Here is a 25,043-nt window from a genome sequence, read left to right on the forward strand (position 1 = left end):
TGCGATGAAGATTCCGTGAAGGTTCCGTGAAGGCTCGTTTCCGACACTGCTTCCCTGACCTACGGGAGGCAGCCATGGAACAGACCCGGATCGCCGTTCAGGCGACGGACCCGCTCAGCCACGCCGGTCTCGCCGCGTTGCTCCAGTTCCGCGGCGATCTCACGGTGCTACGCAACGCCCAGCGCGGCGAGGCCGACGTGCTCGTGGTGGCCGCCGAGCGGCTCAGCACCGAGGTGGTGGCGACGCTGCGCCGCGCGACCTCCGAGACCAGCGCCCCGGTCGTCCTGGTGGTTTCCGAGATCGACGAGGGGGACCTGCTGACCGCGGTCGAGTGCCGCGTGGTCGCGATCCTGCCGCGCGGGGCGGTCTCGGCCGACCGGCTGGCGCACAGCGTGAAGGCGGCCGCGTCCGGTGGCGGGGTGCTGCCGCCCAACCTGGTCGGCGAACTGCTCAAGCACGTCGAGCGGATGCAGCGCGACGTGCTCACCCCGAACGGGCTGAACGCGTCGGGCCTGACCCCGCGCGAGATCGACGTGCTGCGGCTGATGGCCGACGGCTTCGACACCAACGAGATCGCCGGCAAGCTCTGCTACTCGGAGCGGACCGTCAAGAACGTGATCTACGGCGTCACGCACCGGCTCAAGCTGCGCAACCGATCCCACGCTGTGGCATATGCGCTACGCGCCGGGATGATCTGAGCGGTTTCATGAGGGGCATGGACGCCCCGACCAAACTCAAGCCCGGTGACCGCGTCGCCGTCGTCTCGCCCTCGTGGGCCGGCCCCGGGGTCTACCCCGCGGTCCACGAGCGAGCCCTCCAGCGCATTCGGGACGATCTCGGCCTGGAACCGGTGGAGTTCCCGACCACCCGCAGGCCGGGTGCGCCGGCCGCCGAACGAGCGGCCGACCTGATGGCCGCCTACGCCGATCCCACGGTCCGGGCCGTGTTCGCCGCGATCGGCGGCGACGACCAGATCACCGTGCTGCCGCACCTCGACCCGGCGCCGTTCGTGGCCGACCCCAAGCCCTACTTCGGCTACTCCGACAACACCAACCTGCTGAACTGGCTCTGGACGCACGGCGTGGCCGGTTATCACGGCGGCTCGACGATGGTGCACCTCGCGCGTGACCTCCACCCCGCGCACCTCACGTCGTTGCGGGCCGCGCTCTTCGAGACCGTCGACCTGCCGATCACCGAGGTGAACGAGTTCAGCGAGGAGGAGTCGAACTGGGCCGACGCGGCGTCGCTGGACACGCCCCTGGCCGCCGTTCCCAGTCCCGGCTGGTCCTGGCACCGGCCCGACACGGTCGTGACCGCGCCGACCTGGGGCGGCAACCTCGAGATCGTGCACTGGAACCTGGCCGCCAACCGGTGGATCCGGCCGGTCGAGCGCTACGCCGGCTCGATCCTGCTGGTCGAGACGTCGGAAGAGATGCCACCGGCCGACGAGGTGTTCCGCATGCTGCGCAACGCCGGCGAGCGGGGGCTGCTCGAACAGTTCCCGGCGGTGCTGGTCGCTGCGGCCAAGGCGGCCCTCTTCGGGGAGCCCGCGTCGGCCGAGGATCGCACCCGATACCGGGACGACCAGCGCGAGGCCGTGCTACGGGCAATGGCCGCCTACAACCCGTCGGCGATGGTCGTCTTCGGGATCGATTTCGGACACACCTCGCCGCAGTGGATCCTCCCGTACGGCGGTCGCATGACGGTCGACGGCCCGAACCGGACGATCACGGCGCACTACTAGCGGTTTCGCGGGGCTGAACCGGCGGCGCGCACGGGTCACAGAACGAGCGGGCCGGGGCCTTGGCCGGCAGCCGCTTGGGCACCAGCAGGAAGGCGAGCACGGCGCCGGCCACCATCAGCCCCGCGCAGATCATCATGGTGTTGCGATAGACCGGCGCCAGCTGGGCGGCGTCGGTCAGGTTGCCGCTCCCGAGACCGGCCGCGAGGGGCAGCACCGCGACCGCCAGCAGACCGGCCGCCCGGGCCACGGCGTTGTTGACCCCCGAGGCGATTCCCGCGTACGCGTCCTCCAGCGCCCCGAGCGCAGTGGCGGTCAGCGGTGCCACGAGTGTGGACAGCCCCAGCCCGAAGACCAGCACCGCGGGCAGCACGTCGGCCCAGTACGTCGCGTCGCTGCCGATACGTGACATCAGCACCAGCGCGACGGCGCAGATCAGCGGGCCCACGGTCATCAGAATCCGTGGCCCGGTGCGCTGCGAGAGGGCACCCGCCCGGGCCGAGAGCACCAGCATCAGCGCGGTCGTCGGCAGCAGGGCGATGCCACTGGCCAGTGGCGTGAAGCCGGAGACGACCTGCAGGTTGACCACGAACAGGAAGAACACCCCGCCGTTGGCCGCATAGACCAGGAACGTCACCAGGTTGGCCCCGCTGAACGCCTTGTTGCGGAAGACGCGCATGGGCAGCATCGGGTGCGGCGACCGCTGTTCGGCCAGCACGAACGCGATCATGGAGCCGAGGCCGATCGCGAGCGAGATCAGCACCACCGGGTCGCCCGGTCCGTTCGCCGGCCACGCGGTGAAGCCGTACGTGAGCCCGGCCAGGCCGGCCGCCCCGGTGAGCACGCCGGTGACGTCGAACGTGCGGGCCGCCTCGGGATTGCGGGACTCGGGCAGGTGCTTGGCGCCGACCCACAGCACGATCGCGGCCAGCGGCACGTTGATCAGAAAGATGTAGCGCCAGTCGCCGACCTCGACCAGCCAGCCACCGAGGAACGGGCCGAGCGCACCGCCGATCCCGCCGAGCCCCGACCAGGCGCCGATCGCCCGCGAGCGGTCCTCGGCCGCGAACGACGCCTCGAGGATGGCCAGCGCGCCCGGGGTGAGCAGGGCGCCACCGATGCCCTGCAGGACACGGGCGGCGATCAGCATCTCGACGTTCTGGGCCAGGCCGCAGAGCAGCGAGGCGAGGGCGAACCAGGTGACGCCGAGCAGGAAGACGCGCTTGCGGCCGTAGCGGTCGCCGAGCGAGCCACCGAGCAGGATCAGCGAGGCCAGGCTGAGCGCGTAGCCGTTGACGGTCCACTGCAGGCCGGCGGCGTCCGAGCCCAGGTCGCGGCCGATCTCGGGCAGCGCGATGTTGACGACGGTGGAGTCGATGAAGGCGAGGCTGGAGCCGAGGACGGTGGCGAGCAGCACCCAGCGTCCGGACGCACTGTGATAGCGCACCGGCGCACCGGCGGTGAGATCCATGCCGCGACACTAACCCCGCTCACGCGGTGCGGTGTACCAGAGAGTGGTCCGTGATGTGAGCGTACGTGCACATGTCATGGAATGAGCACGTACGTGCCCACGGCTGGCTATGTGCACGTACGCGCACGGGAGCTATGATGTGCACGTACGTGCATAGGGAGGGCTCGTGCGTCTCAGCAACGCAACCGACCTCGGTGTCCATCTCCGCGATCGGCGCCGTGCGTCCGCGATGACCCAGGCTCAGCTGGCCGTTCGCGCCGGGGTCAGCCGACGCTGGCTCTCCGACCTCGAAGCCGGCAAGCCGACGGCCGAGATCGGGCTCGTCTTCAAGGTCGTGGCGGCGCTTGGCCTTTTCCTCGACGCGCGCCCCGAGCCCGAGCCCGAACTCGATCTCGACGCTTATCTGGATTCTCTTGGCGGGGGTTCGGCGCCCGGCTCGCCGGGTGGAGGGCCGACGTGAGCCGGGAACTGGTGGTGATGCTGGGCGGGCGCCGGGCCGGAATGCTCCGTCAGGGCAACGACGGCATCCTGACGCTGGAGTACGACGCGGACTACCGGAGTGCCGAGACCTCCCTGCCGCTGTCCCTGTCGCTCCCGCTGACCCGTGGCGCCTACACCGGCTCTGTCGTCCGTGCCTACTGCCAGGGGCTACTGCCCGACAACGAGAACGTGCTCGAACGTTGGGGCCGCGAATTCCAGGTCTCCGCCGGCAACCCGTTCGCCCTGCTGAACCACGTCGGCGAGGACTGCGCCGGGGAGGCCCAGTTCGTTACGGGTGAGCGGGTCGAGGCAATGCTCGCGTACGAAGGCAAGGTCGAACCGCTGACTGAGGAAAGGCTCGCCGAGCGGCTGCAGATCCTGCGGCGGGACCCGTCCGCCTGGCACCTGGCCGGCACGGGTCAGTTCAGTCTGGCCGGCGCGCAGGCCAAGACCGCGCTGCACTTCGACGCGACGAGCGGCCGGTGGGGTGATCCGTCCGGCGCGATCCCGACGACGCACATTCTCAAACCGGCTATCTCCGGTTTCGACGACCACGACCTCAACGAGCATCTCTGCCTGCGGGCGGCCCAGAACCTCGGTCTGCGCGCGGCCAGCTCGCGGGTGCTTTCGTTCGGCGGGGAGCGGGCCGTCGTGGTGGACCGCTACGACCGGTTCCCGGCGGGCGGCGGCCGGATCGTCCGGGTCCATCAGGAAGACATGTGCCAGGCGCTCGGGTTGCCGCCGACCGCGAAGTACCAGAGCGAGGGCGGCCCGGCACCGGAGCAGATCATCGACCTGATCCGGCGGGTGGTGACCCCCGCGGTCGTAGCCGAGCAGGAGGTCGGCCGCTTTGTCGATGCGCTCGCGCTCAACTGGCTGATCGCGGGCACCGACGCGCACGCCAAGAACTACTCGCTCCTGCTGCGGCCCGGGCAGGCCCGGCTCGCGCCGCTCTACGACGTCGCCAGCAGCCTGCCGTACGACGACATGTATCTGCCCCGGCTGCGGCTCGCCATGAAGATCGGCTCGGAGTACCGGGTGGAGGCGATCACCGGGCGCCACTGGGCCGCTTTCGCCGAGCGGAACCGGCTCGACCCCGCGCGGGTGCGGGAGCGGATCGGCGAGCTGGCCGGGCGGCTTCCCGACGCGTTGCGCGAGGCGGCGGCCGCCGACGCCGTGCGGGCGCTCGGCAGCGATCTGCCCGGCCGGCTGGTCGCGCGGATCACCGAGCACGCCGCGCGCTGTGCTGGAGCGCTCGGCGGAACGTGAAACTAGGGTGGGATGCATGATGCGTGCAGCCGTCTTCTCCGAGCCAGGTCCCGCGTCCGTTCTTCAGATCACCGAGCGGGACCTGCCGCCCGCCGGTCCGGACGAGGTGCGGGTCCGGATCGTTCTCTCCGCGGTCAACCCCACCGACACCGGCACCCGGGCCGGCCGCGGCGTGCCCGACGGCATCTCGCCGCCGCGCGTGCCCAACCAGGACGGCGCCGGCGTGGTGGACGCGGTCGGTGACGGCGTGCACGGGCTCGAACCCGGTGACCACGTGTGGGTGTGGGACGCCGGCTACGGCCGCGAGAACGGCACCGCGCAGGAGTACGTCGTCCTGCCCCGCCGTCAGGTCGTGCGGATGAACGACGACGTCCCGTTCGAGGTCGGCGCCGACCTGGGCATCCCCGCGCTCACCGCGCACCGCTGCCTCACGCTGGCCAGCGACGGGCCGGACAGGCTGGAGCCGGGGGCCCTGGAAGGGCGCACGGTGCTGGTCGCGGGTGGGGCCGGCGCGGTCGGCAACGCGGCCATCCAGCTCGCCAAGTGGGCCGGCGCGACCGTGCTGACCACGGTCTCGTCCAAGGAGAAGGGCGAACTGGCCGCGGCCGCGGGCGCCGACGTGGTGATCAATTATCGCGAGGAGGACGTGGCGGCCCGCGTGCGTGAGGTCAGCGAGACCGGACCGCACATCGTCGTCGAGGTCAACACCGAGAACCTCGCGCTCGACCTCGACGTGATCGCCCCGAACGGCAACATCGCCATCTACGTGGCCGGCAAGGTCGCCATTCCGAGCTTCAAGGCGATGCTCAAGAACGTCAGCCTCGACTTCGTGCTGACCTACACCACCTCGGCCGAGGAGAAGGACAACGCCGTCGCTGCGGTGGCCGAGGCCGTCAACGCCGGCGCCTTCCGGGTGGGGGAGGAGGCTGGGCTGCCGATCCTGCGCTACCCGTTCGAGCGGATCGCCGACGCCCACGAGGCCGTCGAGAACAACGCCGTGGGCAAGGTCGTCATCGAGGTGACGCAGCCCTAGCCAGCAGCGCGTCCGCCACCCGCTCGACACCGCGGCCGTCCACCGCCGACCAGGCCCGCTGGGCCAGCTCGGTGCGGGCGGCCGCGTCGGTGAGCAGCCGTTCCAGCGTGTCGACGGCGTCGGCGCCCAGGTGGCCCAGCCGGCCCAGCCCGGCCCCGAAACCGCGGGCGATCGTCCGGTCGTACCCGAGGATCTGGTTGTCGACCACCCAGACCAGCGCGGCCGGTAGGCCCAGGCAGAGCAGCTCCCAGGTCGACGTGCCGCTGGCGCTCACCGCGAGGTCGGCCTCGGCCAGCAGCTTGGGCAGGTCGTCGGTGGGCGGGATGATGTCGAAGCGCTGCCCCTCGCCGGGCACGACGGCGTGCAACTCGTCACGCAGGCTCTCGTTGGCTCCGATGATCGTGGCGTCGAAACGCGCCCCGGTCTGGGCCAGCCGCACGGCGATCTCGGGCGCGGCGCGGTAGGCGTCGGTGCCGCCGAAGAAGGCCACCACCTTGGGCGTACGGGCGTCGGTGTGCACCGGCGGCGTGACCGGCCGCAGCGACCGCACCGAACCGCGCAGCAGCGCGTAGTCGAGACCGGCCAGGCCGAGCGCGCCGTCGACCTCGACCACCGAGTCGAGGTTCTGGTCGACGTAGATGTCGGCCGTCTGGCCGCGGAAGTCGCCGTCGACGATCGCCAGCACCGGCCGCCCGGTCGCGCGGACCGCGACCGAGTGTTCCGGCGGCAGCGTGTAGGAGTCGATGACCAGGGCGTCGAGCTCCAGCTCCTCGACCGCGGCGACCAGGCCGGCCGGGTCGGACGGGGGCGGGAGGCAGGGCAGGCCGCGCTGGGTGAGCTGGCGTTCGGCCCACTCCACGCCGCCGAGGTCACCCAGGAAGACGACCACGACGCCGCGGGAGACCAGCTCCTCGGCCAGCGCGACACAACGGACCAGATGCCCGACGCCGGTGCGGGCACCGGCGTCGCAGCGAATACCGACGATCGTCACCGTTACGCCTGGACCAGGGCCTTCTGCAGGACGTGGGCGTTGAGCTCGATCAGGTCGGGGCGACCGGCCAGCCAGTTGGCCAGCTCGCGCACCGAGATCGGCTCGTCGCCGAAGTGGCCGACGATCGCCTCGATGAGCTTCCAGTCGTCCTCGGTGTCGAGGGTGAGCCGCAGGTGTGACAGGTCGGGCTGCATGGTCAGCCCGATCACGTCGAAGTCGTCCGCGTGGGTGTAGATGTACGACGTCACGTGGGTGCGGTGGTGCTCGGTGGCGAGCGCGTCGACCGCCAGCAGCACCGGCGTCCGCACGACCTCGACGTCGAGGCCGCGGGGGAGCGTACGGGTGATGGAGGTGGTCATGTAGTCGACGCCGGACGCGGTGAACACGCGGTGGGCCAGCGCGACCAGGTGCGGGTCGAGCAGCGGGCAGTCGGCCGTGAACCGCATGACGACGTCGCTCTCGTGCTGCCCGAGCACGCCCAGGAAGCGGGTCAGCACGTCGTCGACCGGACCGCGGTAGCAGGGGATGCCGATCGCGGCGCACTCGGCCACGACGGCGTCGTCGGCCGGCTCGATGGTGGTCGCGACGACCAGGGTGTCCAGCACGCCGCTCTGCTGGGCGGCACGGACCACACGCTCGAGGACACTGCGGCCGCCGAGCTGGCGCAGCACCTTGCCGGGGAGGCGCGAAGAGCCCATCCGGGCCTGGATGATGCCGAGGGTTGTCATTTGAGTCCTTTTCGAAGGCGGTTCCGTGCCTTGCGGGCGACCCCAAAGCCGATCTTCGCGACGCGGAAGCTCACCGTGCCGCTGAACAGGGCGACCTGTTTGCGCAGCTTGGTGAGTTCCTTGTCCCGCTTGTTGAGCTCGCGTTCGTACCACTGGGCGCGGGAGGTCGCGTCGGCGATCTGCCGGCGCAGCGCCCGGAGCTGTTCCTCGTGCTCGCGGCGGGAATCGGGAAGGGGGATCTCGGCCTCCGCCGGGACGGGCGGGACGTCGTCGGGCAGGCCCGCGGCGCCGTGGAGGACCGAGGTGAGCGTCTGCAGATCGGTGGCGGCGGGCCAGGGGTGGGCGTAGCCCCCACCGAGGAGCGTCTGTGCGAACCGGCGGATCACGTCGGTCTGCGGGGGGATGCTGGGGTCGAGCACTGCGAAGGCGTCGTGGTGGACAACGACGTTGTCGGCGGTGGATTGCGGGAGGGCGGCGGCCCAACCGGTGAGCAGGCGCCGCAGCAGCGGCAGATCGTGGCGCAGGGCCGCGCCGAGCAGCAGCTCCTCGAGCAGCCGGCCGGCCGGGAGGGGCCCGTTGAGCACGTCGCCCTCGCCGATGAGCACCCGGCGGACCCAGGCGCCGTCGGGGCCGGGCGCGATCTCGACCACCGGGCCGTCGCCGGCCAGCACCGGCGGCAGGTTGAGGACGGCCGCGGGGCGGGGTGCCTGGTGGGCGACGACCAGCCAGGAGGCGGCGAACTCGGGACCCAGGCCGCCACGGACGGCGGCCGCGGCGAGCCGGCGGGGATCGCTGAGAACGGCCTTTTCCGCGTACGCCTGACCGACCGCCCCCGCGGCGACGGCGGCCAGCACGTCGGCCGGGCCGTCCTGCAGCGCGTTCGGGGTGGCGATCAGGGTCGGCGACTCGGGCACCGGCCAGGCCGAACCCAGCCAGTCGATGGCGAGACCCTCGGCCGAGAGCTTGCCGGCCAGCCGGGTCGGGTTGCCGGGCTTGGTGTCGAACTCGCCCAGCGGCCGCCATGCGCTGTCGGTCTGGGCCGAGGTGGCGGTCGTCGGGTCGACCAGGCGGTGCACGCCCAGCTCGTTCTCGACGGCCAGCAGCAGAGTTCCGCCGGGGCGCAGGGCACGCTTGAGGGCCTGCAGGCTCGCGGCCCAGTCGAGCTGCTCGTCCTCGACCGAGCAGAGCCGGTCGAGCCCGTCGAGGGCCACGATCACGTCGTACTTCTCGGCGTCGGGCAGTTTGGCCAGCGTGCCGCAGAGGACGGTGCGGCCGCGGGCGTCGAGCTCGATCGCCTCGGGCTCGGAGCGCACCAGGCAGGTGACCGCCGACCGCTCGGCCAGGGCGTCGATCAGCTCGTCGGTGTGCGGGCCGGCGACCAGCACGTCGGCGCCGGCCGGGAGCTGGCCGGCCAGATATCCGAAGAGGGCACCCCCGGCGCGGGGGCGGTCCTCGGTGAACGACGGCATCTCACCACCGATCATCTCGATCATGCGGGCACCTCGGCTGGACGTGACTCAGCGTGCGCGGATTCGGCAGTGTAATACCCCGTCCAACCCAGCATCGCGCGCAGCTCCGCCGGTGACGCCAGGTAACCGTCTCCCAACTCGCTCATGGCCGAGGCGCGGGCCGCGGCGGCGTCGAGACGCTTGCCGTGCAGCTCGGGCCAGCTCCGCCGGATGCGGTCGGCGGTGGGGCGGTGTTCCTTGTCGAGGTGCATCGGGTCGCCGTAAACGGCGCCCTCACACCCGGCCGCGATCCCGTGGAAGATCGCGCTGCTCAGCCGGTTGGACGCCACGCGCTTGTGTTTGCGCAGCTCGGCCAGCTGGTTGTCGAGGAAGTCGATGTCGGTGTCGCGCCACTGGTAGCCGCGGTAGCCGTGGCAGATGACCCGGCCGTACTTCTCGTACGAGGCCCGGACGGCGTCGTTGCGGTATTCGTGCCAGTAGAGACAGAAGGTCACCGGGCCACCGCGCTCGGTTTCCATGATCTCTTCGACCTGGCGCTGGTGGTCGCCCGCGATGTGCTGGCCCTCCCACCCGTGGAAGGGGTACCAGATCGTCCCCTCCCGAGGAGCGGGCGTCGGATCGGGCCGCATGGTCAGCAGGTAGAGAAACGGGGCGCCGACGACCGTGGCCTGGCGGCGCCCCATCGACCAGGCGCGGCGCCGGGTCTGCTCGGAATAGACGAAGATGGGCCGGCCCGGCACGTAAGGCGTGCCGGCACCGAGCCCGTCGACCACGTTCCACCCGTGCTGCAGGTAGCCGTTGATCCGGGGCGGATGCTCCGGATCTAACCCGCAGTATTCGGCCAGGATGTGCGCGTGGCCGTAGAAGTGGTTGGCGTGGTGCACCCGCTAGCTCCCGAGGATGTTACGCAGCGTCTCCACAACGCGGTCCTGATCGGCGTCGGAGAGATCGACGAAGAGCGGCAACGATAGCTGTTCAGCGTAGAAGGTCTCCGCCACGGGGCACATGCCCCGCTGGTAGCCCAGGTCGGTGAACACCGGGTGCCAGTAGACCGGGATGTAGTTGACCTGCACGCCGATCCCGGCTTCGCGCATCCGCTCGAAGACTTCACGCCGACGACCGTCCAACACCCTCACGGGATAAAGGTGACGCAGCGGGTCGACGCCCTCACGCTGGATCGGCAGGCGCAGACCCGGCACGTCGGCCAGCAGCTGGTCGTACCGCGCGGTCAGCTGCTGGCGGCGGGCCTTGAACGCGGCCAGCCGCTTGAGCTGCGAGCTGCCGAGCGCGCAGAGCACGTCGGGCAGCCGGTAGTTGTTGCCGAACTCGTGCACCTCGTAGAACCAGGCGCCCTCGTCCGGGTGACGCAGGTCTTCGCGGACGACCCCGATCGTGCGGAACGTGCGGGCCCGCTGGAGCAGGTCGGGCCGGATCGACGCGACCGCGCCGCCCTCGGCCGTGGTCATGTTCTTGGTCGGGAAGAACGAGAACGTCGTCAGATCGGCCAGCGAGCCCACCGGGCGGCCGTTCACGGTCGAGCCGATCGAGTGGGCCGCGTCGCCCACGAGCACCGCGCCCACGCCCTCCGCGATCTTGCGGAGCGCGTCGTAGTCGGCCGGGTGGCCCGCGTAGTCGACCGCGCCGATCGCCTTCGTGCGCGACGTGACCGCGGCCTCGACCGCGGCCGGGTCGATGTTGGCGGTCTCGTCCTCGATGTCGGCGAAGACGATCTTGGCGCCCAGCAGCGACGCCGCCGAGGCCGTGGCCACGAAGGTCATCGGGGTGGTGACGACCTCGTCACCCCTGGTGACGCCGGCCGCCGCGTACGCCGTGTGCAGCGCCGTCGTGCCGTTGGTGACGGTGACCGCGGGAGCGCCCGCGACCGCCTCGATGTCGGCCTCGAACTGCGCGACCCGGGGGCCGGTGGTCAGCCAGTCACTGCCGAGGGCGGCGACGACCGCCTCGACGTCGGACTGGTCGATCGACTGCCGCCCGTACGGCAGCATCAGTTCTCCTCGAGCAGCTTGCGCATGTCCTCGACGGAGAGCCAGAGGTCGTTGTTGTCGGAGCGGTAGTTGAAACCGTCCGGAACCTCTTCGCCGCCCTCGGGGGTCTCGTAGCCCCAGCTGGCCACGACCGGCTGAACCACGTAGCGGTCGGGGAAGCGCAGCGTGCGACGGCTGTCGTCGGAGGCGATCATCTCCTCGTGGAGCTTCTCGCCCGGCCGGACGCCCATCTCGTGGGTGGCCGAGTTCGGGGCGACGGCCTCGACCAGGTCGAGGATGCGCATGCTGGGGATGCGCGGCACGAACAGCTCGCCACCCTGCATGGTGTCGAACGAGTCGACGACGAACTTCACGGCCTGGGGGAGCGTGATCCAGAAGCGGGTCATCCGCTTGTCGGTGATCGGCAGGCTCTTGCCCTCGGCGGCCAGCTTGCGGAACAGCGGGACGACCGAGCCCCGGCTGCCCATCACGTTTCCGTAACGGACGACCGCGAGGCGGGTCGGGTGGGTGGCCGCGTAGTGGTTGCCGGCGATGAAGAGCTTGTCGGCCACGAGCTTGGTCGCGCCGTAGAGGTTGATCGGGCTCGACGCCTTGTCGGTGGAGAGCGCGACGACCTTCTTGACGCCCTTGTCGATCGCGGCGTCGATCACGTTCTGAGACCCGTTGATGTTGGTCTCGACGAACTCCGACGGGTTGTACTCCGCCGTGTCGACCTGCTTGAGAGCGGCGGCGTGCACCACGTAGTCGATGTTGTGCATCGCGCGCTCGAGCCGCGCCTTGTCCCGGATGTCGCCGAGGAAGAAGCGCAGCCGCGGGTCGTCGCCGAACATCTGCCGGACCTCGTACTGCTTCAGCTCGTCCCGGGAGAACACGACGATGCGCTGCGGGTCGAGGTGGGTCAGGGCGTAGTTGAGAAACGCCTTCCCGAACGACCCGGTAGCACCGGTGACCAGGATCGATGATCCGCTGAGTACAGACACTTTGATTTTCTCCCGGGGGGTGGGACAGGACGCAGTACGAGCCGGAAGCATAACCAGCCGACCAGCAGATTTCTGGGCCAACCCGAAACGCAAACCTTAGTTCACCTGGTGTTCAGATAGAGTTGCCCTCTGGTTAACCGCGTGCGACGAGGTTAAGAATCCTCTGTTCACCCAGCCCCCTTGGAGAACCCCTGTGAGTGACCTGCAGAGACTGCGCGAGGCGTTCCGCACCGCACTGGACCTTCCGGCGGACGCGCCCGTGGACGACCTGCAATACCAGGACAACGAGAAGTGGGATTCCCTCGCTCACATGTCTCTGGTGGCCGCCATCGAGGACGAGTTCTCCGTGATGATTGACACAGACGACGTCATCAACATGTCGAGCTTCGCCGAGGCGACCCGCATCCTCGGCAAGTACGGGGTTGACTTCAATGAGTGATCGGGTGGCCCTGGTAACAGGCGCCTCCCGGGGAATCGGTCGGGCCACCGCCACGCGTCTCGCGGAGCAGGGGCACGACCTCGTGCTGCACGGTCATCGCGCCGATGCGATCGCGGCCGTCGCTGAGGAGTTGTCCGGCAAGTATGGCGTAACCGCGCTGAGCGGCCACGGTGACATTGCCGACCCCGCGACCAGCAAGGCGCTCGTGCAGCTCGCCTTCAGCAACTTCAAGCGCCTGGACGCGCTGGTGGTCAACGCCGGCACCCACGCGGCGGGCATGCTCGGCATGACCGACGACGCGACCATCCAGCGCCTGTTCGCGGTGAACTCGGCCGGCGCGGTCTACACGCTGCGTGGCGCGACCCGCCTGCTGGCCCGGGGCAAGAACCCGGCCGTCGTCCTGGTCTCGTCGATCACCGCCTCGCGCGGCATCGCCGGCCAGGCCGTCTACTCGGCCTCCAAGGCCGCCGTGGCCGCGCTGGCCAAGTCGGCCGCCAAGGAGCTCGGCAAGCAGGGCATCCGGGTCAACGCGATCGAGCCCGGCTTCATCGCCACCGACATGCTCGACACTCTCGACGAAAAAGGCCGCGAGGAGCGCATCGCCGACACCGCCCTGGGCCGCCTGGGCGAGGCCGACGAGGTCGCCGACGTGATCGCGTTCCTCCTCTCCGAGCAGGCCCGGTTCGTGACCGGCCAGGTGCTCGGGGTCGACGGAGGATTGACGCTGTGAATCTGTTCCACCCCGGTGCCCGTGTGATCGACGCGGCCACCGGCGAGACGCTGACCGAAGACATGATCGAGGCGGCGGCCGCCGCGCTGGCCCAAGAGCCGGGCGGGGTGGTGTTCCACCCGTTCGAGACGACCGTGCCGGCGATCGCCCGCTATCTGGCGGCGTTCCGGCTCGGGCGTCCGATCGTGCTGCTCGACCCCGACGGCGACCACGCCGCGCTGGCCGAGCGGTTCGCCACCACCGAGGTGCACCCCGACCTGGCCCTGCTGCTGACCACCAGCGGCTCGACCGGCAACCCGAAGCTGGTCCGGCTGAGCGCCGGCGCCGTGCGGACGAACGCCGAGCAGATCGCCGAGGTCCTCGGCATCACGCCGGAGTCGGTGGCCGTCACGACGCTGCCGCTCTTCTACTCGTACGGGATGTCGGTCCTGAATTCGTACCTGCTGGCCGGTGCCACGGTGGTGCTCGAGCGCACCGGCATCATGCAGAAGGACTTCTGGGCTGCCGTGAACGAGCACGGCGTCACCTCGATGGCGTTCGTGCCCTCGCAGTACGAGATGCTCCGCCGGCTGCGCTTCGACCCGGCGAAGTACCCGACGCTGCGGACCCTCACCCAGGCCGGCGGGCGGCTGCGGGCCGAGCTGGTGACCGACTTCGCCGAGCGGATGGCGACCGTCGGCGGCCACCTTTTTGTGATGTACGGCCAGACCGAGGCGGCGCCGCGCATGGCGACCCTGCCCCCGGCCCGCATGGCGGAGAAGACCGGTTCGGTCGGCCTCGCCCTGCCCGGCGGCGAGTTCACCGTCGAGGACGACGAGGTCGTCTACCGCGGTCCGAACGTGATGATGGGCTACGCCGACACGGCGGCCGACCTCGCGCTGGGTGACACCCAGGGTGGCGAGCTGCACACCGGTGACCTCGGTCGCATCGACGACGAGGGATTCCTGTTCATCACCGGCCGCATCAAGCGGATGGGAAAGGTCTTCGGTGTCCGGATCAACCTGGACGACGTGGAGAAGAACTTCCCGGTGACCGCCGTGGCCGGCGACGACAAGCTGGTCGTCTTTGGCGTGGGCATTTCGGACGACGAGGCACGCGGCCTGCGCACCAAGATCGCCGAGTGGCTCGGGACACATTTCTCCGGCGTCGTAGTGCGTAGTGTTGACGCGCTGCCGTTGCTGCCCAACGGCAAGACCGACTATCGGGCGCTGGAGTCTTCGTTGTGAGTGTCTTCACCCTGTCTCAGGCGGCGAAGGAGGGGGTCCTTCTCAAGGAGCTCTCCGCGCTGACCGAGCATCACCGGGAGAACTGCGAGCCGTACGCGCGAATCCTCGCCGCTTCCGGCTACACACCCGCCACGTCGGTCGCGGGCCTGCCCTGGCTGCCGGTCCGGCTGTTCAAGAACCTCGAGCTCAAGAGCATCCCGGACGACGAGGTGTACAAGGTCCTCACGTCCAGCGGAACCACCGGCGCCGAGGTCAGCAAGATCTACCTCGACAAGGCCGCGGCCGCCGAGCAGACCCGCAAGCTGGGCGCCACTGTGCAGAGCGTGCTCGGCCCCAAGCGGCTGCCGATGATCCTGGTCGACACCAAGGCGATGCTGAAGGACCGCAAGTCGTTCAGCGCCCGCGGCGCCGGCGTGCTCGGCATGTCGAACTTCGGGCGCAACCACGTCTGGGCGCTCGACAACGAGGGCCACGTCGACGTCGAGGCGCTCAAGGGCTTCCTCGAGCAGTACGGCGACGAGCCGTTCCTCATCTTCGGCTTCACCTACCTGGTCTGGCTGCACCTCTACGAGGTCGCCAAGGACAACGGGCTCGACCTCAGCAACGGCATCCTGATCCACTCGGGCGGCTGGAAGAAGCTGGTCGACCAGGCCGTCTCGCCCGAGGAGTTCCGCAACCGGCTGGCCGGGGTCGGGCTCACCAAGGTGCACAACTACTACGGGATGATCGAGCAGATCGGCACGATCTTCCTCGAGGGCCCCACCGGCGGCTCGCTCTACTGCCCCGACTTCGCCGACGTGGTGATCCGCGACCCCGAGACGTGGGCCGAGCAGCCGGTCGGCCAGCCCGGCCTGATCGAGGTCATCAGCACGCTGCCCACCTCGTACCCCGGTCACGTGCTGCTGACCGAAGACCTCGGTGTGGTGCACGGCGTCGACGACGGCGACTGGCCCGGCAAGCGGTTCTCGGTGATGGGCCGGCTCCCGCGGGCCGAGGCACGCGGCTGCTCCGACACCTACCGGGAGGCAGCGTGATCCAGTACCGCTTCGGCGTCGAGGGCGACCTGACCGCCCCCTCCGACGACCGTCTCACCGTCGGCGACCCCCGGGTCATCGACTTCCTGGCCAAGCTGGCCCGCAAGCTGCTGGCCCCGGCCGTGGCCCGGCGCCACCCCGAGCTGGGCTCGCTCGGCTTCTTCCTGCGCCCGGCCGAGCTGCACCGCACGGTCGAGCACATGAAGAACGGCGACGCCCTGGTCTTCCCGCGCGGCAACGTCTTCCACATCCCGCCGGCCAACGTCGACACGATCTTCGTCTACTCGTGGGCGCTCTCCGCGCTGGCGGGCAACCACAACGTCGTACGGATCTCGGAGCGCTCGGCCACCGCCGCCGACACGATCCTGACCGCGCTCAACGAGGTGCTGGCCGACGCCGACCCGGTGATCGCCCGCACCCAGCGCATGATCACCTACGGCCGGGACGACAAGGTCACCGCGGCGCTCAGCCAGTGGGCCGACCTGCGGGTGATCTGGGGTGGCGACTCGGCCGTCGAGGCCATCCGCAAGCACCCGCTGCGCCCCTCGGCCCGCGATCTGACCTTCCCCGACCGCACGTCGTGGGCGGCCCTCTCGGCCGACGGCTGGCGGGCCGCCGACCCGGCCCAGCGGCGCGCGGCGGTGCTCGGCTTCACCAACGACTCGTACTGGTTCGACCAGGCCGCCTGCTCCTCGCCGCGCACGGTCTTCCTGGTCGGGGACGACACTGACGGCGTACGGGAAGAATTTGTCTCTCTGCTTCTCGACATGGTCGGGCAGCGCGGCTGGGAGATCGACGCCGCCATGGCCGTCGAGAAGCGGGTCAACGCGTACGGCATGGCCGCGACCGGCGCGATCTCGGCGATGGAGTTCCCGGCGAACTCGGTCACCGCGATGTCGCTGATCACGGTGCCCGACGCCCCGCGCCGCTGGATCGGTGCCGGCGCCTTCCCGTTCGCCCAGGTCGGCTCGCTGCTCGAGTTGGTGCCGGCGATGAACCGGCAGGACCAGACGTTCAGCCACTTCGGGTTCACCAGCGAGCAGCTGCGCGAGTTCGCGCTGGCTCTGGGCGGACGCGGAGTCGACCGGATCGTCCCGTTCGGCCAGGCGCTCACTTTTGGTTCCATCTGGGACGGTTATGACCTACCGCGCGAATTCACCCGGTTGACGACGCTCGTAGAGTGACGGCCGTGCTCGAGACCACCGAGGCGCCGCCGCCACCCGCAGCGACTCCCTCGGTGGTCCCCCGACGACGCCCCGCCCCGGTCCACCGCCACCTGCGGTGGCCGCTCGCGATCCTGCCCTGGATCTTCCCGGCCGTCCTGCTCGTCCTGGCCCTGCTGAACACGGGTGTGTCGGGCCGTGACATCGCGCTCTACGCGTTCTACTTCGCGATCGACATCGTGCTGCCGGGCACGCTGGTCTACCGGCTGCTGCGCGGCAGCCGCGGCAACGTGCCCGAAGATCTGGGCCTCGGCGCCGCCACCGGCATGCTGCTCATGCTGGGCGGCTGGGCGCTGTGTGCGTTCCTCGGCACCCAGGTGCTGCTGCCGTGGTGGCCGGCGCTGATCGTGGTGCCGTTCCTGGCCGTGCCCCGACTGCACCGGCACTGGCGGGTGAGCCGTCCCCGCCCGCTGCCGCTGCGCTGGTCGTGGATCGTCGCGGGCGGCCTGGTGCTGCTCGTCGGCTCGGAATACCCCGGCTGGACCACCACGCCGCTGCCGCCGGCCGGGGGCGTGATCTATCAGGACCTCTGGTACCACCTGGCCCTCGTGCACGAGATGATGCGCTCGATGCCGTTCCAGGTGCCGCAGATGGCCGGGGACTCGCTGACCTACCACTACCTCTCCGACGCCGACATCGCCACGGCCAGCATGGTCACCAAGATCGACCCGGCCGTCGTGATGCTGCGCCTGTGGATCGTGCCGGTGGCCGGCACGGCGGTGCTGGTGATGGCGGCGCTGGCCCGCACCCTGAGCGGCAAGTGGTGGGCGGGCGCGCTGGGCGGGACGACCGCGATCCTGGGGTTGCCGCTGCTGCTGGGCGCGGCCACCACCGCGCTCGGCGTGAACCCGGTCAGCCCGTACAGCCCCTCCCAGACGTACGCGGTCCCCTTGCTCGGCCTGCTCGTGGTGCTCACCGTCGACGTGTTGCGGGGCCGCGGCCTGGGCTGGGCCTGGCTGCTGATCTTCCCGCTCGCCCTGGCCTGCGCCGGCGCCAAGTCGAGCGCGCTGCCGCCGTTCCTGGCCGGGCTGCTCGCGGCCGCCGTGATCGTGGCCTTCCGGCATCGCCGTCGTCTGCTGCCCACCGCGGCGTTGTTCGCGCTGACGATCGGGGCCGTTGTGCTCGGCTTCCGCCTCTTCGCGGGCGGTGGGGCGGGCACCCTGGGCTTCCAGCCGCTCGCCATCCTGTTCTGGGTCGTGCCCTACCGCCAGACGATCGGCTATCAGGACGTCATCGACAAGAACATCTTCCTTCCGTACGGGGTGGAGCACACCGGAACCGCGGGCCGCGCCTTCATCGCCGGGGTGCTGATCTGGTGGCTGCTCATGCAGGCGCCGCGCATGCTGGCCCTGGCCGGCATCGTCGCCCGTCCCACCCGCACCGAACCGGCGATGTGGCTGCTGGCCGGCATGACCGCGGCCGGCGCCGGGGCGACGTTCCTGCTCTGGCACCCGTCGGCCAGCCAGATCTACTTCTACATGGGCGCCGCCCCGTTCGGCACGGTCGCGGTCGCCTGGCTCATGGCCGCGACCGCGCGCAGCTGGCGGCCGGTGCTGGCCGGGGTGCTGGCCGGCGGCATCTGGGCGCTGATCGCCCCGCAGATGTTCCCGCCGCGGGTCGACCGGGTGGTGCGGTGGGCCCTGGTGCTGGCCGAGCCGATCGTCCGTACGGCGGTCATCGCCGTCGGCGTGGCCGCGATCGCGCTGATCCTGCGCCGGGTCTTCACCGGCCGCACTCCCTGGCAGGCCCTGCCGGCGGGCATCCTGGCCGCGGTGCTCGGCGCCGGGCTCATCGGCGGGGCCCAGCGGCAGATCCAGGAGGTGGACGCCGCGCTCTCCGCCGTGCCCACGCCCTCCGAGGAGGATCCGGGCAAGGTGATCCTGCCCGAGGAGATGCTGGCCGCGGAGTGGCTCGACGACCACGCCGGCCGGGACGACGTCGTCGCCACCAACGTGCACTGCACCCCGATCGACTGGACCTCCGGCTGCGACGCCCGGGCGTTCTGGGTGGCCGGGCTGGGCGGACGCCGTACGGTCATCGAGAGCTGGGGTTACACCGACGCGGCGGTGGCCGAGGACGGTGTGAACGGCGAGCGCTACATGCGGCAGCCCGCCCCCGACTTCGAGCGTTACCAGCTCAACCAGAAGGTCTTCGCGGACGGCCAGGAGGCCGACCTGGCCGAGTTGAAGCGGCTCTACAACGTGAGGTGGCTGTTCGCCGACGACCGGGCGGCCGGGGTCGTCTCGTCCAACCTCGCGCAGATCGCCAAGGTCCGGTTCACCTCCGGCCCGGTGACGATTTACGAGTTGCCGTGATGCTTAGGGTGGGGTTAACCCTACCGTCGACTCGGCGGTGAGCAGGATCGGAACGGAGCGCGCCGATGCCTAGCGTCAACGACATGACGACGTACGCCTCCCCGCCCACCCGCTCTCCGCTGGTCCGACTGGCGCGCCAGATCGGCATCGACACTCAATACGTGCTGATCGGCTTCCCGCTCGGCATCGTCACCGTCTCGCTGTTCATGAGCCTGTTCTTCACCGGACTGGGCCTGATCATCATCTGGGTCGGCCTGCCGATCCTGCTGGCCACGCTGATGACCGCCCGCGGTTTCGCGACGCTGGAGCGGGCCCGCATCGGGCCGGTCTTCGGCCGCAAGATGCCGCACCCCTATTACAAGACGGCGCCGGAGGGCGCCGGCCTCATCCGTCAGATGCTGGCCCCGGTCACCGACGGCCAGACCTGGCTCGACCTGCTGCACGGGATGTTCCGGTTCATCCCCAGCACGGTCTCGTTCAGCCTCGTTGTCACGTGGTGGTCCGGCGCCATCGGTGGCCTGACCGTGCTGCTCTGGGACTGGTCGATCCCGCGCCCCGAGGACAACACCGACCTGCCCGAGCTGCTGGGCATGGGCGACGGCACGGCGACCCGTCTGATCTTCTACTTCGCCTGCGGTGTCTTCTTCGCCGGCACGCTCTACCCGGTCGTCCGCGGCGCCGCGCTGCTCGAGGCGTTCTTCGCCCGCGGCCTGCTCAACGGCGTCAACGACCTGCGCGAGCAGGTGGCCGAGGCCAACGCCGCCCGCGAGGTGGCCCAGCAGCAGAAGGCGGCCGCCGTCTCGGCCGAGGCCACCGCGCTGCGCCGGCTCGAACGCGACATCCACGACGGCCCGCAGCAGCGCCTGGTGCGCCTCGCGATGGACCTGGGCCGCGCCGAGCAGCAGTTCGCGACCGACCCCGAGGCGGCCCGGGCCACCGTGGCCGAGGCCCTCACCCAGACCCGCGAGACGCTGGACGAGCTGCGTGCCCTGTCCCGCGGCATCGCCCCGCCGATCCTGGTCGACCGCGGTCTGCAGGCCGCCCTGACCGCGCTGGCCAGCCGCTGCACCATCCCGGTCGACCTCGACGCCCCCGTGGCCGAGCGGCTCGAACCGGCGCTGGAGTCGACGGCCTACTTCGTGGTGGCCGAGGCGCTGACCAACGTCGCCAAGCACAGCTACGCCAACGAGGTCCAGGTCAGCGTGCGGCGCAACGTCAGCGGCCTGCTGGTCTCGATCGCCGACGACGGCGTGGGCGGCGCGAGCGTGGCCAAGGGGCACGGCCTGGCCGGCCTCGACGACCGGGTGCGTGCGGCCGGTGGGGTGCTCGACGTCGACAGCCCGGCCGGGGGAGGGACGAGGCTCACCGCCGCCCTGCCCGTGTGAATCCGGGAAATCTGACAGCATGACCCCATGCGAGTGGTGATTGCTGACGATGCGGTGCTGTTGCGTGAGGGACTCGTCAGGCTCGTCGAAGAGAACGGCTACACCGTGGTGGCAGCCGTCGGCGACGGGCCTTCCCTCGTGTCCGCGATCGTCGAGCACAAGCCGGACGTGTCCATCGTGGACGTCCGCATGCCGCCCTCGCACACCGACGAAGGGCTCCGGGCGGCGGTGGAGGCGCGCAGCCGGGTGCCCGGCACGCCGATTCTGGTGCTGTCGCAATACGTCGAGGTCTCGTACGCCGACGATCTGCTGGCCGACCGCCTGGGCGCGGTCGGCTATCTGCTGAAAGATCGGGTCTCGCTGGTCGCCGAGTTCCTCGACGGGCTGCGCCGGGTGGCCGGGGGAGGCACGGTTCTCGACCCCGAGGTGGTCAGTCAGCTTCTCGTACGCCGTCGTCGTGACGATCCGCTGCGGGCGTTGACGCCGCGCGAGCGCGAGGTACTCGGGCTGATGGCCGAGGGCCTGTCGAACAACGCGATCGCCCGAAAGATGGTCGTCACCGACGGCGCGGTCGAGAAGCACGTCCGCAACATCTTCACCAAGCTCGCGCTGCACCAGGACGAGGAACAGCACCGCCGGGTGATGGCAGTGCTGGCCTACCTCCAGGGGTAGGGCTAACCCCACCCTCGATACGCGGGTCAGCTGTATCGATTGGGATCTCCCCGGTTCATAGCGTCTGTGGCATGAAGAAGCAGCATGGGGAGCAAGTAAAGGGACTCGCGGCCCGAGCCGCGTTATGGAGCGCCCGCCACCGGGCGCTCGCGATCCTCGGATGGATCGCCTTTGTCGTCGCCGTCACCGTCCTCAACGGACACTTCGGCACCCTCGAGGCGACGTCGTCGGACCAGGGACACGGGGACTCTGGTAAGGCGGACCGGATCGTCGAGGCGGCCGGGTTCCCCGAGAAGCCGGCCGGCGAGATGGTCATCGTGCAGAACCGCGCCGGCACCGACCGCGCGGCCGCGATCACCGACGTGACGGCGGCGCTGAAGAAGACCACCGACGTCATCGACGTGCAGAAGCCGGTCGAGTCGCCGGACGGCCGGTCCTCGCTCATCACGTTCAGCATCAGCGGCGACTCGGAGACCGCCTCCGACCGGGTGCAGCCCTCCCTCGACGCCGTCGCCGCCGTGCAGGCCGAGCACCCCGACCTCTACATCGGACAGGGCGGCTCGGCCAGTGGTGACAAGCTGATCGGCGACAAGCTCGACCAGGGCCTCACCAACCTCGGGATGCTCTCGATCCCGGTCACCCTGGGCATCCTGCTGGTCGCCTTCGGCGCGGTGGTCGCCGCCCTGCTGCCGGTGCTGCTGGCCATCATGGCCGTGGTCGCCGCGATGGGCCTCCTGGCCTTCGCCAGCCGCCTGGCCCCGACCGTCGACACCACCGTGCACGTCATGCTCCTGGTCGGCCTCGCCGTCGGCGTCGACTACTGCCTGTTCTACATCCGCCGTGAACGCGACGAACGCCGCAACGGCGCCGACCCGCACCGCGCCCTGGTGATCGCCGCCCAGACGTCCGGCCGCTCGATCTGGATCTCCGGTCTCACGGTCATTGTCGCCATGGCGGGCATGTTCTTCACCTTCGACGCCACGTTCGTCAGCTTCGGCGTGGGCACGATCCTGGTGGTCGCCACGACCGTGCTCGGCTCGCTGACCGTTCTCCCCGCGCTGCTCTCGGCGCTGGGCGACAAGGTCGACGCGGTGAAGATCCCCGGTCTTTACCGCAAGCGCGGCGACGGCCGGATGTGGAACGGTTTCCTGCGTCTGGTGCTGGCCAAGCCGCTGATCTCGGCCGTGCTGGCCGTCGGGGCGCTGGCCGCCCTGGCCGCACCCGTGCTCGACCTGCGGACCAAGGCCGAGGGCATCGAGGACATGCCGGTCAGCCTGCCGATCGTCCAGGCCTACAAGGCGGTCGACGAGGCCTTCCCCAGCGAGACGTCACCGGCCGACATCGTGGTGCAGTCCCCGGCCGTACGGGGGGAGCGCTTGGACTCGGCGGTCGCGCGGCTGCGCTCGGCGGTCGAGGCCAGCGACGGCAAGTTCACCGGGCCGGTCGAGGTGGACATCAACCCGGCCGGGACGGTGGCGGTCGTCTCGGTCGGACTGGCCGATGCCGCATCCCTCTCCGAGCTGCGGGAGTCGGTCGTCCCGGCTGCCTTCGGAGACCTGCCGGCCCTGGTCACCGGCGAGGCGGCCTGGAACGCGGACTTCAACGCCCGTCTCGACGCGAGCATGCCGTGGGTGTTCGGCTTCGTGCTCGGACTGGCCTTCCTGCTGCTGCTGGTCTCGTTCCGGTCGGTCGTCGTGGCCGTCACCGGGGTCGTCCTGAACCTGCTCTCGGTCGCCGCCGCGTACGGGATGCTGGTCTTCGTCTTCCAGTACGGCCACTTCGAGAAGCTGCTCGACTTCCAGGCCTCGGACGGCATCACCAACTGGATGCCGCTGTTCCTGTTCATCATCCTGTTCGGACTGTCGATGGACTATCACGTCTTCGTGCTGAGCCGGATCCGCGAGGGGCACGACCGTGGCCTGCCGACCAAGCAGGCCGTGCGCGAGGGCATCGGCCGCACGGCCGGGGTCATCACCAGCGCGGCGATCGTCATGGTGGCGGTGTTCGGGCTGTTCGCGACGCTGCCGCTGGCCTCGACCAAGCAACTGGGCATCGGCCTGGCCGCGGCCGTGCTGCTCGACGCGACCATCATCCGGGCCGTGCTGCTGCCGGCCGTGATGGCGATGCTCGGCGAGAAGAACTGGTGGCTGCCGAAGTGGCTGGGGTGGCTGCCGGAGGTCGCCCACGAGCCGCCGCCGGCCGTCACCGACGCCGACCGGCCGGAGCGGGAACTGGCCCGCGTCTAACCGCCGTGCAGCAACAGTTCCGCGCCGACCGGTCGGTAACCCGCCGACTGGAAGGCGCGGATGCTGCGTGCGTTGCCGGCCGCCTGCTGCGACCAGAGCACGTCACCGGCCGGGATCAGGTGGCGGGCCGACCGGGCCAGCGCCCGGCCCAGCCCGCGGTCGCGGACCTGCTCGTCGACCTCGATCGAGACTTCCCAGCGGCCGGCCACCCCGCGCCCGACCGTCAGCAGGCCGCCGCCGGGCGTCAGCCACGTCCGCACGTCGTCGCGGTGCGTGTGGGCCCGGCGTACGCGGGGATGGTCTTGATCCTGCTCGGTCAGGGGGAGTGGCGGCGGGCCGGGGAGCGCGGCGGCCACGGTCAGCAGGTCGATGGTGTCGGTCGCGCGGCCGGTGCGGTCGAGCAGGGCGGCCAGGAAGCGGGGGTTCATGGTGGCGGCCAGCGCGTCACAGCCGGTGGCGGCGAGGGTCGAGCGGATCCAGCTGGGGTCGTCGTCGAGGAAGATCACGGTGTGGGCGGTGAAGGCCACGACGCCGGCGTCGCGGTCGCTGGGCTGGGGGACGATCGTGGTGCCGCCGTCGGGCGGGGGGAACTCACCGGCGGCGGCTGATGCCAAAATCTCGGCCAACTTCATCCCACGATCCTGCATCGGGCGGGCTTACGGGTGGGGCGAAATTCCGGCGCCTGTGGACAGGCGGGGCCCCTGTGGACAACCGGCCGGCGGGGCTTGACAAAGGGGTAGCGTCCTACCCCATCTCCCCGAGGTGGGTGGGGGTTTGGGATGGCCGGACCGCCCGCACAAACCGGCAAAACCGGCCTAAATCGCGGAGCCGGACAAATACCCCAGTGAAGCGGCGGCCAGACCGGCGGCCAGACTCACGCCGACGTAGAGGGCGGCCCGTCCCCGCGCACCGGTCGTGAACAGGGTCAGCGCCTCCAGGCTGAACGTGGAATACGTGGTCAGGGCCCCGCAGAAGCCCGTGCCGAGCAGCGACGTGACGCCGTGCGGGGCGGGCAGGCCGATCAGGAAGCCGAGCAGCAATGAGCCGGCCACGTTGACCACCAGCGTGCCCAGCGGGAACGTGCCGGCCCGGCCGCGCAGGGCCTGGTCGGTGAGGTAGCGCAGCGGCGCCCCGATCGCCGCGCCCAGCGCGACCAGCAGGGCCGTCACCGGGACACTCGCGCGTTCGGCGCAACCAGCATGGTCGTCACCGGGGCACCCGCGTGGCCAGGGCGGTTCCGGCCCAGACGGCCAGCAGTGCACCGATCACGGTGGTGGCGAAGTAGACCAGCGCGACCACGGCCGGGGAGCCCAGCACGTCCGTCATGGCCGTGGAGAAGGTGGTGTAGCCGCCCAGGAAGCCCGTGCCGAGGAAGGGGCGCAGGTAGCGCTGCTGCGGGCGGAACCGGGCGATCCACGCGACCAGGGCGCCGATCAGGAAGCAGCCGGAGATGTTGATCAGCCAGGTGGCCCAGGGAAAGCCGCCTGGCTCGTGCTGGAGGGCGACGTTCAGGGCGTAGCGGGCGAGCGCGCCCAGCACCCCGCCCGCCGAGATCGCCCCGATTGTCCGGCCGTCCATGCTGATCACGCTAGACGCCACCGAGGG

The 25,043-nt window shown here is 70.5% G+C and carries 24 protein-coding genes; 14 read left to right on the forward strand and 10 right to left on the reverse strand.

What is annotated here, in order from left to right:
- The first annotated feature begins 74 nt into the window (after positions 1 to 74).
- Both JIG36_RS21375 and JIG36_RS21380 read left to right on the forward strand, forming a co-directional pair.
- Positions 75 to 698 carry a response regulator transcription factor gene (locus JIG36_RS21375; RefSeq protein ID WP_203378109.1) on the forward strand — a complete coding sequence of 208 codons (624 nt, stop codon included), beginning with the start codon at positions 75 to 77 and terminating at the stop codon, positions 696 to 698.
- A gap of 17 nt (positions 699 to 715) precedes the next feature.
- Positions 716 to 1,744, forward strand: a complete 1,029-nt coding sequence (locus JIG36_RS21380) for a S66 peptidase family protein (protein ID WP_203378110.1) — start codon at positions 716 to 718, stop codon at positions 1,742 to 1,744.
- Here the strand turns inward: JIG36_RS21380 and JIG36_RS21385 are convergent.
- Positions 1,728 to 3,212 (reverse strand): MFS transporter, encoded by a 1,485-nt coding sequence (locus JIG36_RS21385; RefSeq protein WP_203378111.1) that lies wholly within the window; start codon positions 3,210 to 3,212, stop codon positions 1,728 to 1,730. The two genes, JIG36_RS21380 and JIG36_RS21385, sit on opposite strands and share 17 nt — an antisense overlap.
- Positions 3,213 to 3,378: 166 nt before the next feature.
- On the opposite strand from JIG36_RS21385, the gene JIG36_RS21390 reads away from it, so the two are divergent.
- Genes JIG36_RS21390 through JIG36_RS21400 form a run of 3 tightly spaced genes read left to right on the forward strand, consistent with a single transcriptional unit; the run spans position 3,379 to position 5,994 of the window.
- A complete protein-coding gene (locus JIG36_RS21390; protein WP_203378112.1) occupies positions 3,379 to 3,672 on the forward strand; it encodes a helix-turn-helix domain-containing protein in 294 nt (97 codons plus the stop codon).
- Positions 3,669 to 4,961 (forward strand): type II toxin-antitoxin system HipA family toxin, encoded by a 1,293-nt coding sequence (locus tag JIG36_RS21395; protein ID WP_203378113.1) that lies wholly within the window; start codon positions 3,669 to 3,671, stop codon positions 4,959 to 4,961. The genes JIG36_RS21390 and JIG36_RS21395 overlap by 4 nt, the downstream gene beginning before the upstream one ends.
- 19 nt (positions 4,962 to 4,980) lie before the next feature.
- On the forward strand, positions 4,981 to 5,994 hold the full coding sequence (locus tag JIG36_RS21400; RefSeq protein WP_203378269.1) for an NADPH:quinone reductase: 1,014 nt from the start codon (positions 4,981 to 4,983) through the stop codon (positions 5,992 to 5,994).
- Here the strand turns inward: JIG36_RS21400 and JIG36_RS21405 are convergent.
- The 6 genes from JIG36_RS21405 to pseB are packed head-to-tail and all read right to left on the reverse strand — an operon-like array spanning position 5,972 to position 12,168.
- Positions 5,972 to 6,985: a PseG/SpsG family protein gene (locus JIG36_RS21405; RefSeq protein ID WP_203378114.1), complete on the reverse strand. Its 1,014-nt coding sequence runs from the start codon at positions 6,983 to 6,985 to the stop codon at positions 5,972 to 5,974. The genes JIG36_RS21400 and JIG36_RS21405 overlap by 23 nt on opposite strands.
- Before the next feature lie 2 nt (positions 6,986 to 6,987).
- The gene (locus tag JIG36_RS21410; protein ID WP_203378115.1) at positions 6,988 to 7,713 is read right to left on the reverse strand and encodes a cytidylyltransferase domain-containing protein; all 726 of its coding nucleotides are present in this window, start codon (positions 7,711 to 7,713) and stop codon (positions 6,988 to 6,990) included.
- A complete protein-coding gene (locus JIG36_RS21415; RefSeq protein WP_203378116.1) occupies positions 7,710 to 9,206 on the reverse strand; it encodes a class I SAM-dependent methyltransferase in 1,497 nt (498 codons plus the stop codon). The genes JIG36_RS21410 and JIG36_RS21415 overlap by 4 nt, the downstream gene beginning before the upstream one ends.
- A complete protein-coding gene (locus JIG36_RS21420) occupies positions 9,203 to 10,066 on the reverse strand; it encodes a hypothetical protein (RefSeq protein WP_203378117.1) in 864 nt (287 codons plus the stop codon). Before JIG36_RS21420 ends, JIG36_RS21415 begins: the two co-directional genes overlap by 4 nt.
- Positions 10,067 to 10,069: 3 nt before the next feature.
- Complete coding sequence (locus JIG36_RS21425) at positions 10,070 to 11,188, reverse strand: DegT/DnrJ/EryC1/StrS family aminotransferase (protein WP_203378118.1); 1,119 nt, start codon at positions 11,186 to 11,188, stop codon at positions 10,070 to 10,072.
- Complete coding sequence (gene pseB, locus JIG36_RS21430; protein WP_307872832.1) at positions 11,188 to 12,168, reverse strand: UDP-N-acetylglucosamine 4,6-dehydratase (inverting); 981 nt, start codon at positions 12,166 to 12,168, stop codon at positions 11,188 to 11,190. The genes JIG36_RS21425 and pseB overlap by 1 nt, the downstream gene beginning before the upstream one ends.
- A 193-nt stretch (positions 12,169 to 12,361) precedes the next feature.
- On the opposite strand from pseB, the gene JIG36_RS21435 reads away from it, so the two are divergent.
- The 9 genes from JIG36_RS21435 to JIG36_RS21475 all read left to right on the forward strand — a co-directional run bounded on the left by JIG36_RS21435 (position 12,362) and on the right by JIG36_RS21475 (position 23,438).
- The gene (locus tag JIG36_RS21435) at positions 12,362 to 12,607 is read left to right on the forward strand and encodes an acyl carrier protein (RefSeq protein WP_202993943.1); all 246 of its coding nucleotides are present in this window, start codon (positions 12,362 to 12,364) and stop codon (positions 12,605 to 12,607) included.
- Entirely contained in the window at positions 12,600 to 13,337 is a 738-nt protein-coding gene (locus JIG36_RS21440) for an SDR family NAD(P)-dependent oxidoreductase (RefSeq protein WP_203378120.1), read from the forward strand. Before JIG36_RS21435 ends, JIG36_RS21440 begins: the two co-directional genes overlap by 8 nt.
- Complete coding sequence (locus JIG36_RS21445) at positions 13,334 to 14,563, forward strand: AMP-binding protein (protein ID WP_307872833.1); 1,230 nt, start codon at positions 13,334 to 13,336, stop codon at positions 14,561 to 14,563. Before JIG36_RS21440 ends, JIG36_RS21445 begins: the two co-directional genes overlap by 4 nt.
- Entirely contained in the window at positions 14,560 to 15,597 is a 1,038-nt protein-coding gene (locus tag JIG36_RS21450) for a LuxE/PaaK family acyltransferase (RefSeq protein ID WP_203378121.1), read from the forward strand. Before JIG36_RS21445 ends, JIG36_RS21450 begins: the two co-directional genes overlap by 4 nt.
- Positions 15,594 to 16,781, forward strand: coding sequence for an acyl-CoA reductase (locus tag JIG36_RS21455; RefSeq protein WP_203378122.1), 1,188 nt, complete (start codon positions 15,594 to 15,596; stop codon positions 16,779 to 16,781). The genes JIG36_RS21450 and JIG36_RS21455 overlap by 4 nt, the downstream gene beginning before the upstream one ends.
- Before the next feature lie 5 nt (positions 16,782 to 16,786).
- Positions 16,787 to 19,135 carry a hypothetical protein gene (locus JIG36_RS21460; RefSeq protein WP_203378123.1) on the forward strand — a complete coding sequence of 783 codons (2,349 nt, stop codon included), beginning with the start codon at positions 16,787 to 16,789 and terminating at the stop codon, positions 19,133 to 19,135.
- An 83-nt stretch (positions 19,136 to 19,218) separates the two neighbouring features.
- Positions 19,219 to 20,520: a sensor histidine kinase gene (locus JIG36_RS21465; protein ID WP_203378124.1), complete on the forward strand. Its 1,302-nt coding sequence runs from the start codon at positions 19,219 to 19,221 to the stop codon at positions 20,518 to 20,520.
- Positions 20,521 to 20,547: 27 nt separating this feature from the next.
- The gene (locus tag JIG36_RS21470) at positions 20,548 to 21,192 is read left to right on the forward strand and encodes a response regulator (protein WP_203378125.1); all 645 of its coding nucleotides are present in this window, start codon (positions 20,548 to 20,550) and stop codon (positions 21,190 to 21,192) included.
- Positions 21,193 to 21,263: 71 nt separating this feature from the next.
- A complete protein-coding gene (locus tag JIG36_RS21475; protein ID WP_203378126.1) occupies positions 21,264 to 23,438 on the forward strand; it encodes an MMPL family transporter in 2,175 nt (724 codons plus the stop codon).
- On the opposite strand, the gene JIG36_RS21480 is transcribed toward JIG36_RS21475, so the two are convergent.
- From JIG36_RS21480 to JIG36_RS21490, 3 genes are all read right to left on the reverse strand, one after another.
- Positions 23,435 to 24,085, reverse strand: a complete 651-nt coding sequence (locus tag JIG36_RS21480) for a GNAT family N-acetyltransferase (RefSeq protein ID WP_203378127.1) — start codon at positions 24,083 to 24,085, stop codon at positions 23,435 to 23,437. The two genes, JIG36_RS21475 and JIG36_RS21480, sit on opposite strands and share 4 nt — an antisense overlap.
- Before the next feature lie 168 nt (positions 24,086 to 24,253).
- On the reverse strand, positions 24,254 to 24,607 hold the full coding sequence (locus tag JIG36_RS21485) for a fluoride efflux transporter FluC (protein WP_203378128.1): 354 nt from the start codon (positions 24,605 to 24,607) through the stop codon (positions 24,254 to 24,256).
- Positions 24,608 to 24,644: 37 nt separating this feature from the next.
- Positions 24,645 to 25,016, reverse strand: a complete 372-nt coding sequence (locus JIG36_RS21490; protein ID WP_203378129.1) for a fluoride efflux transporter FluC — start codon at positions 25,014 to 25,016, stop codon at positions 24,645 to 24,647.
- Positions 25,017 to 25,043 lie beyond the last annotated feature (27 nt).

The sequence above is a fragment of the Paractinoplanes ovalisporus genome, from assembly GCF_016834655.1.
In the GTDB taxonomy this organism is placed as follows: Bacteria; Actinomycetota; Actinomycetes; order Mycobacteriales; family Micromonosporaceae; genus Actinoplanes; species Actinoplanes ovalisporus.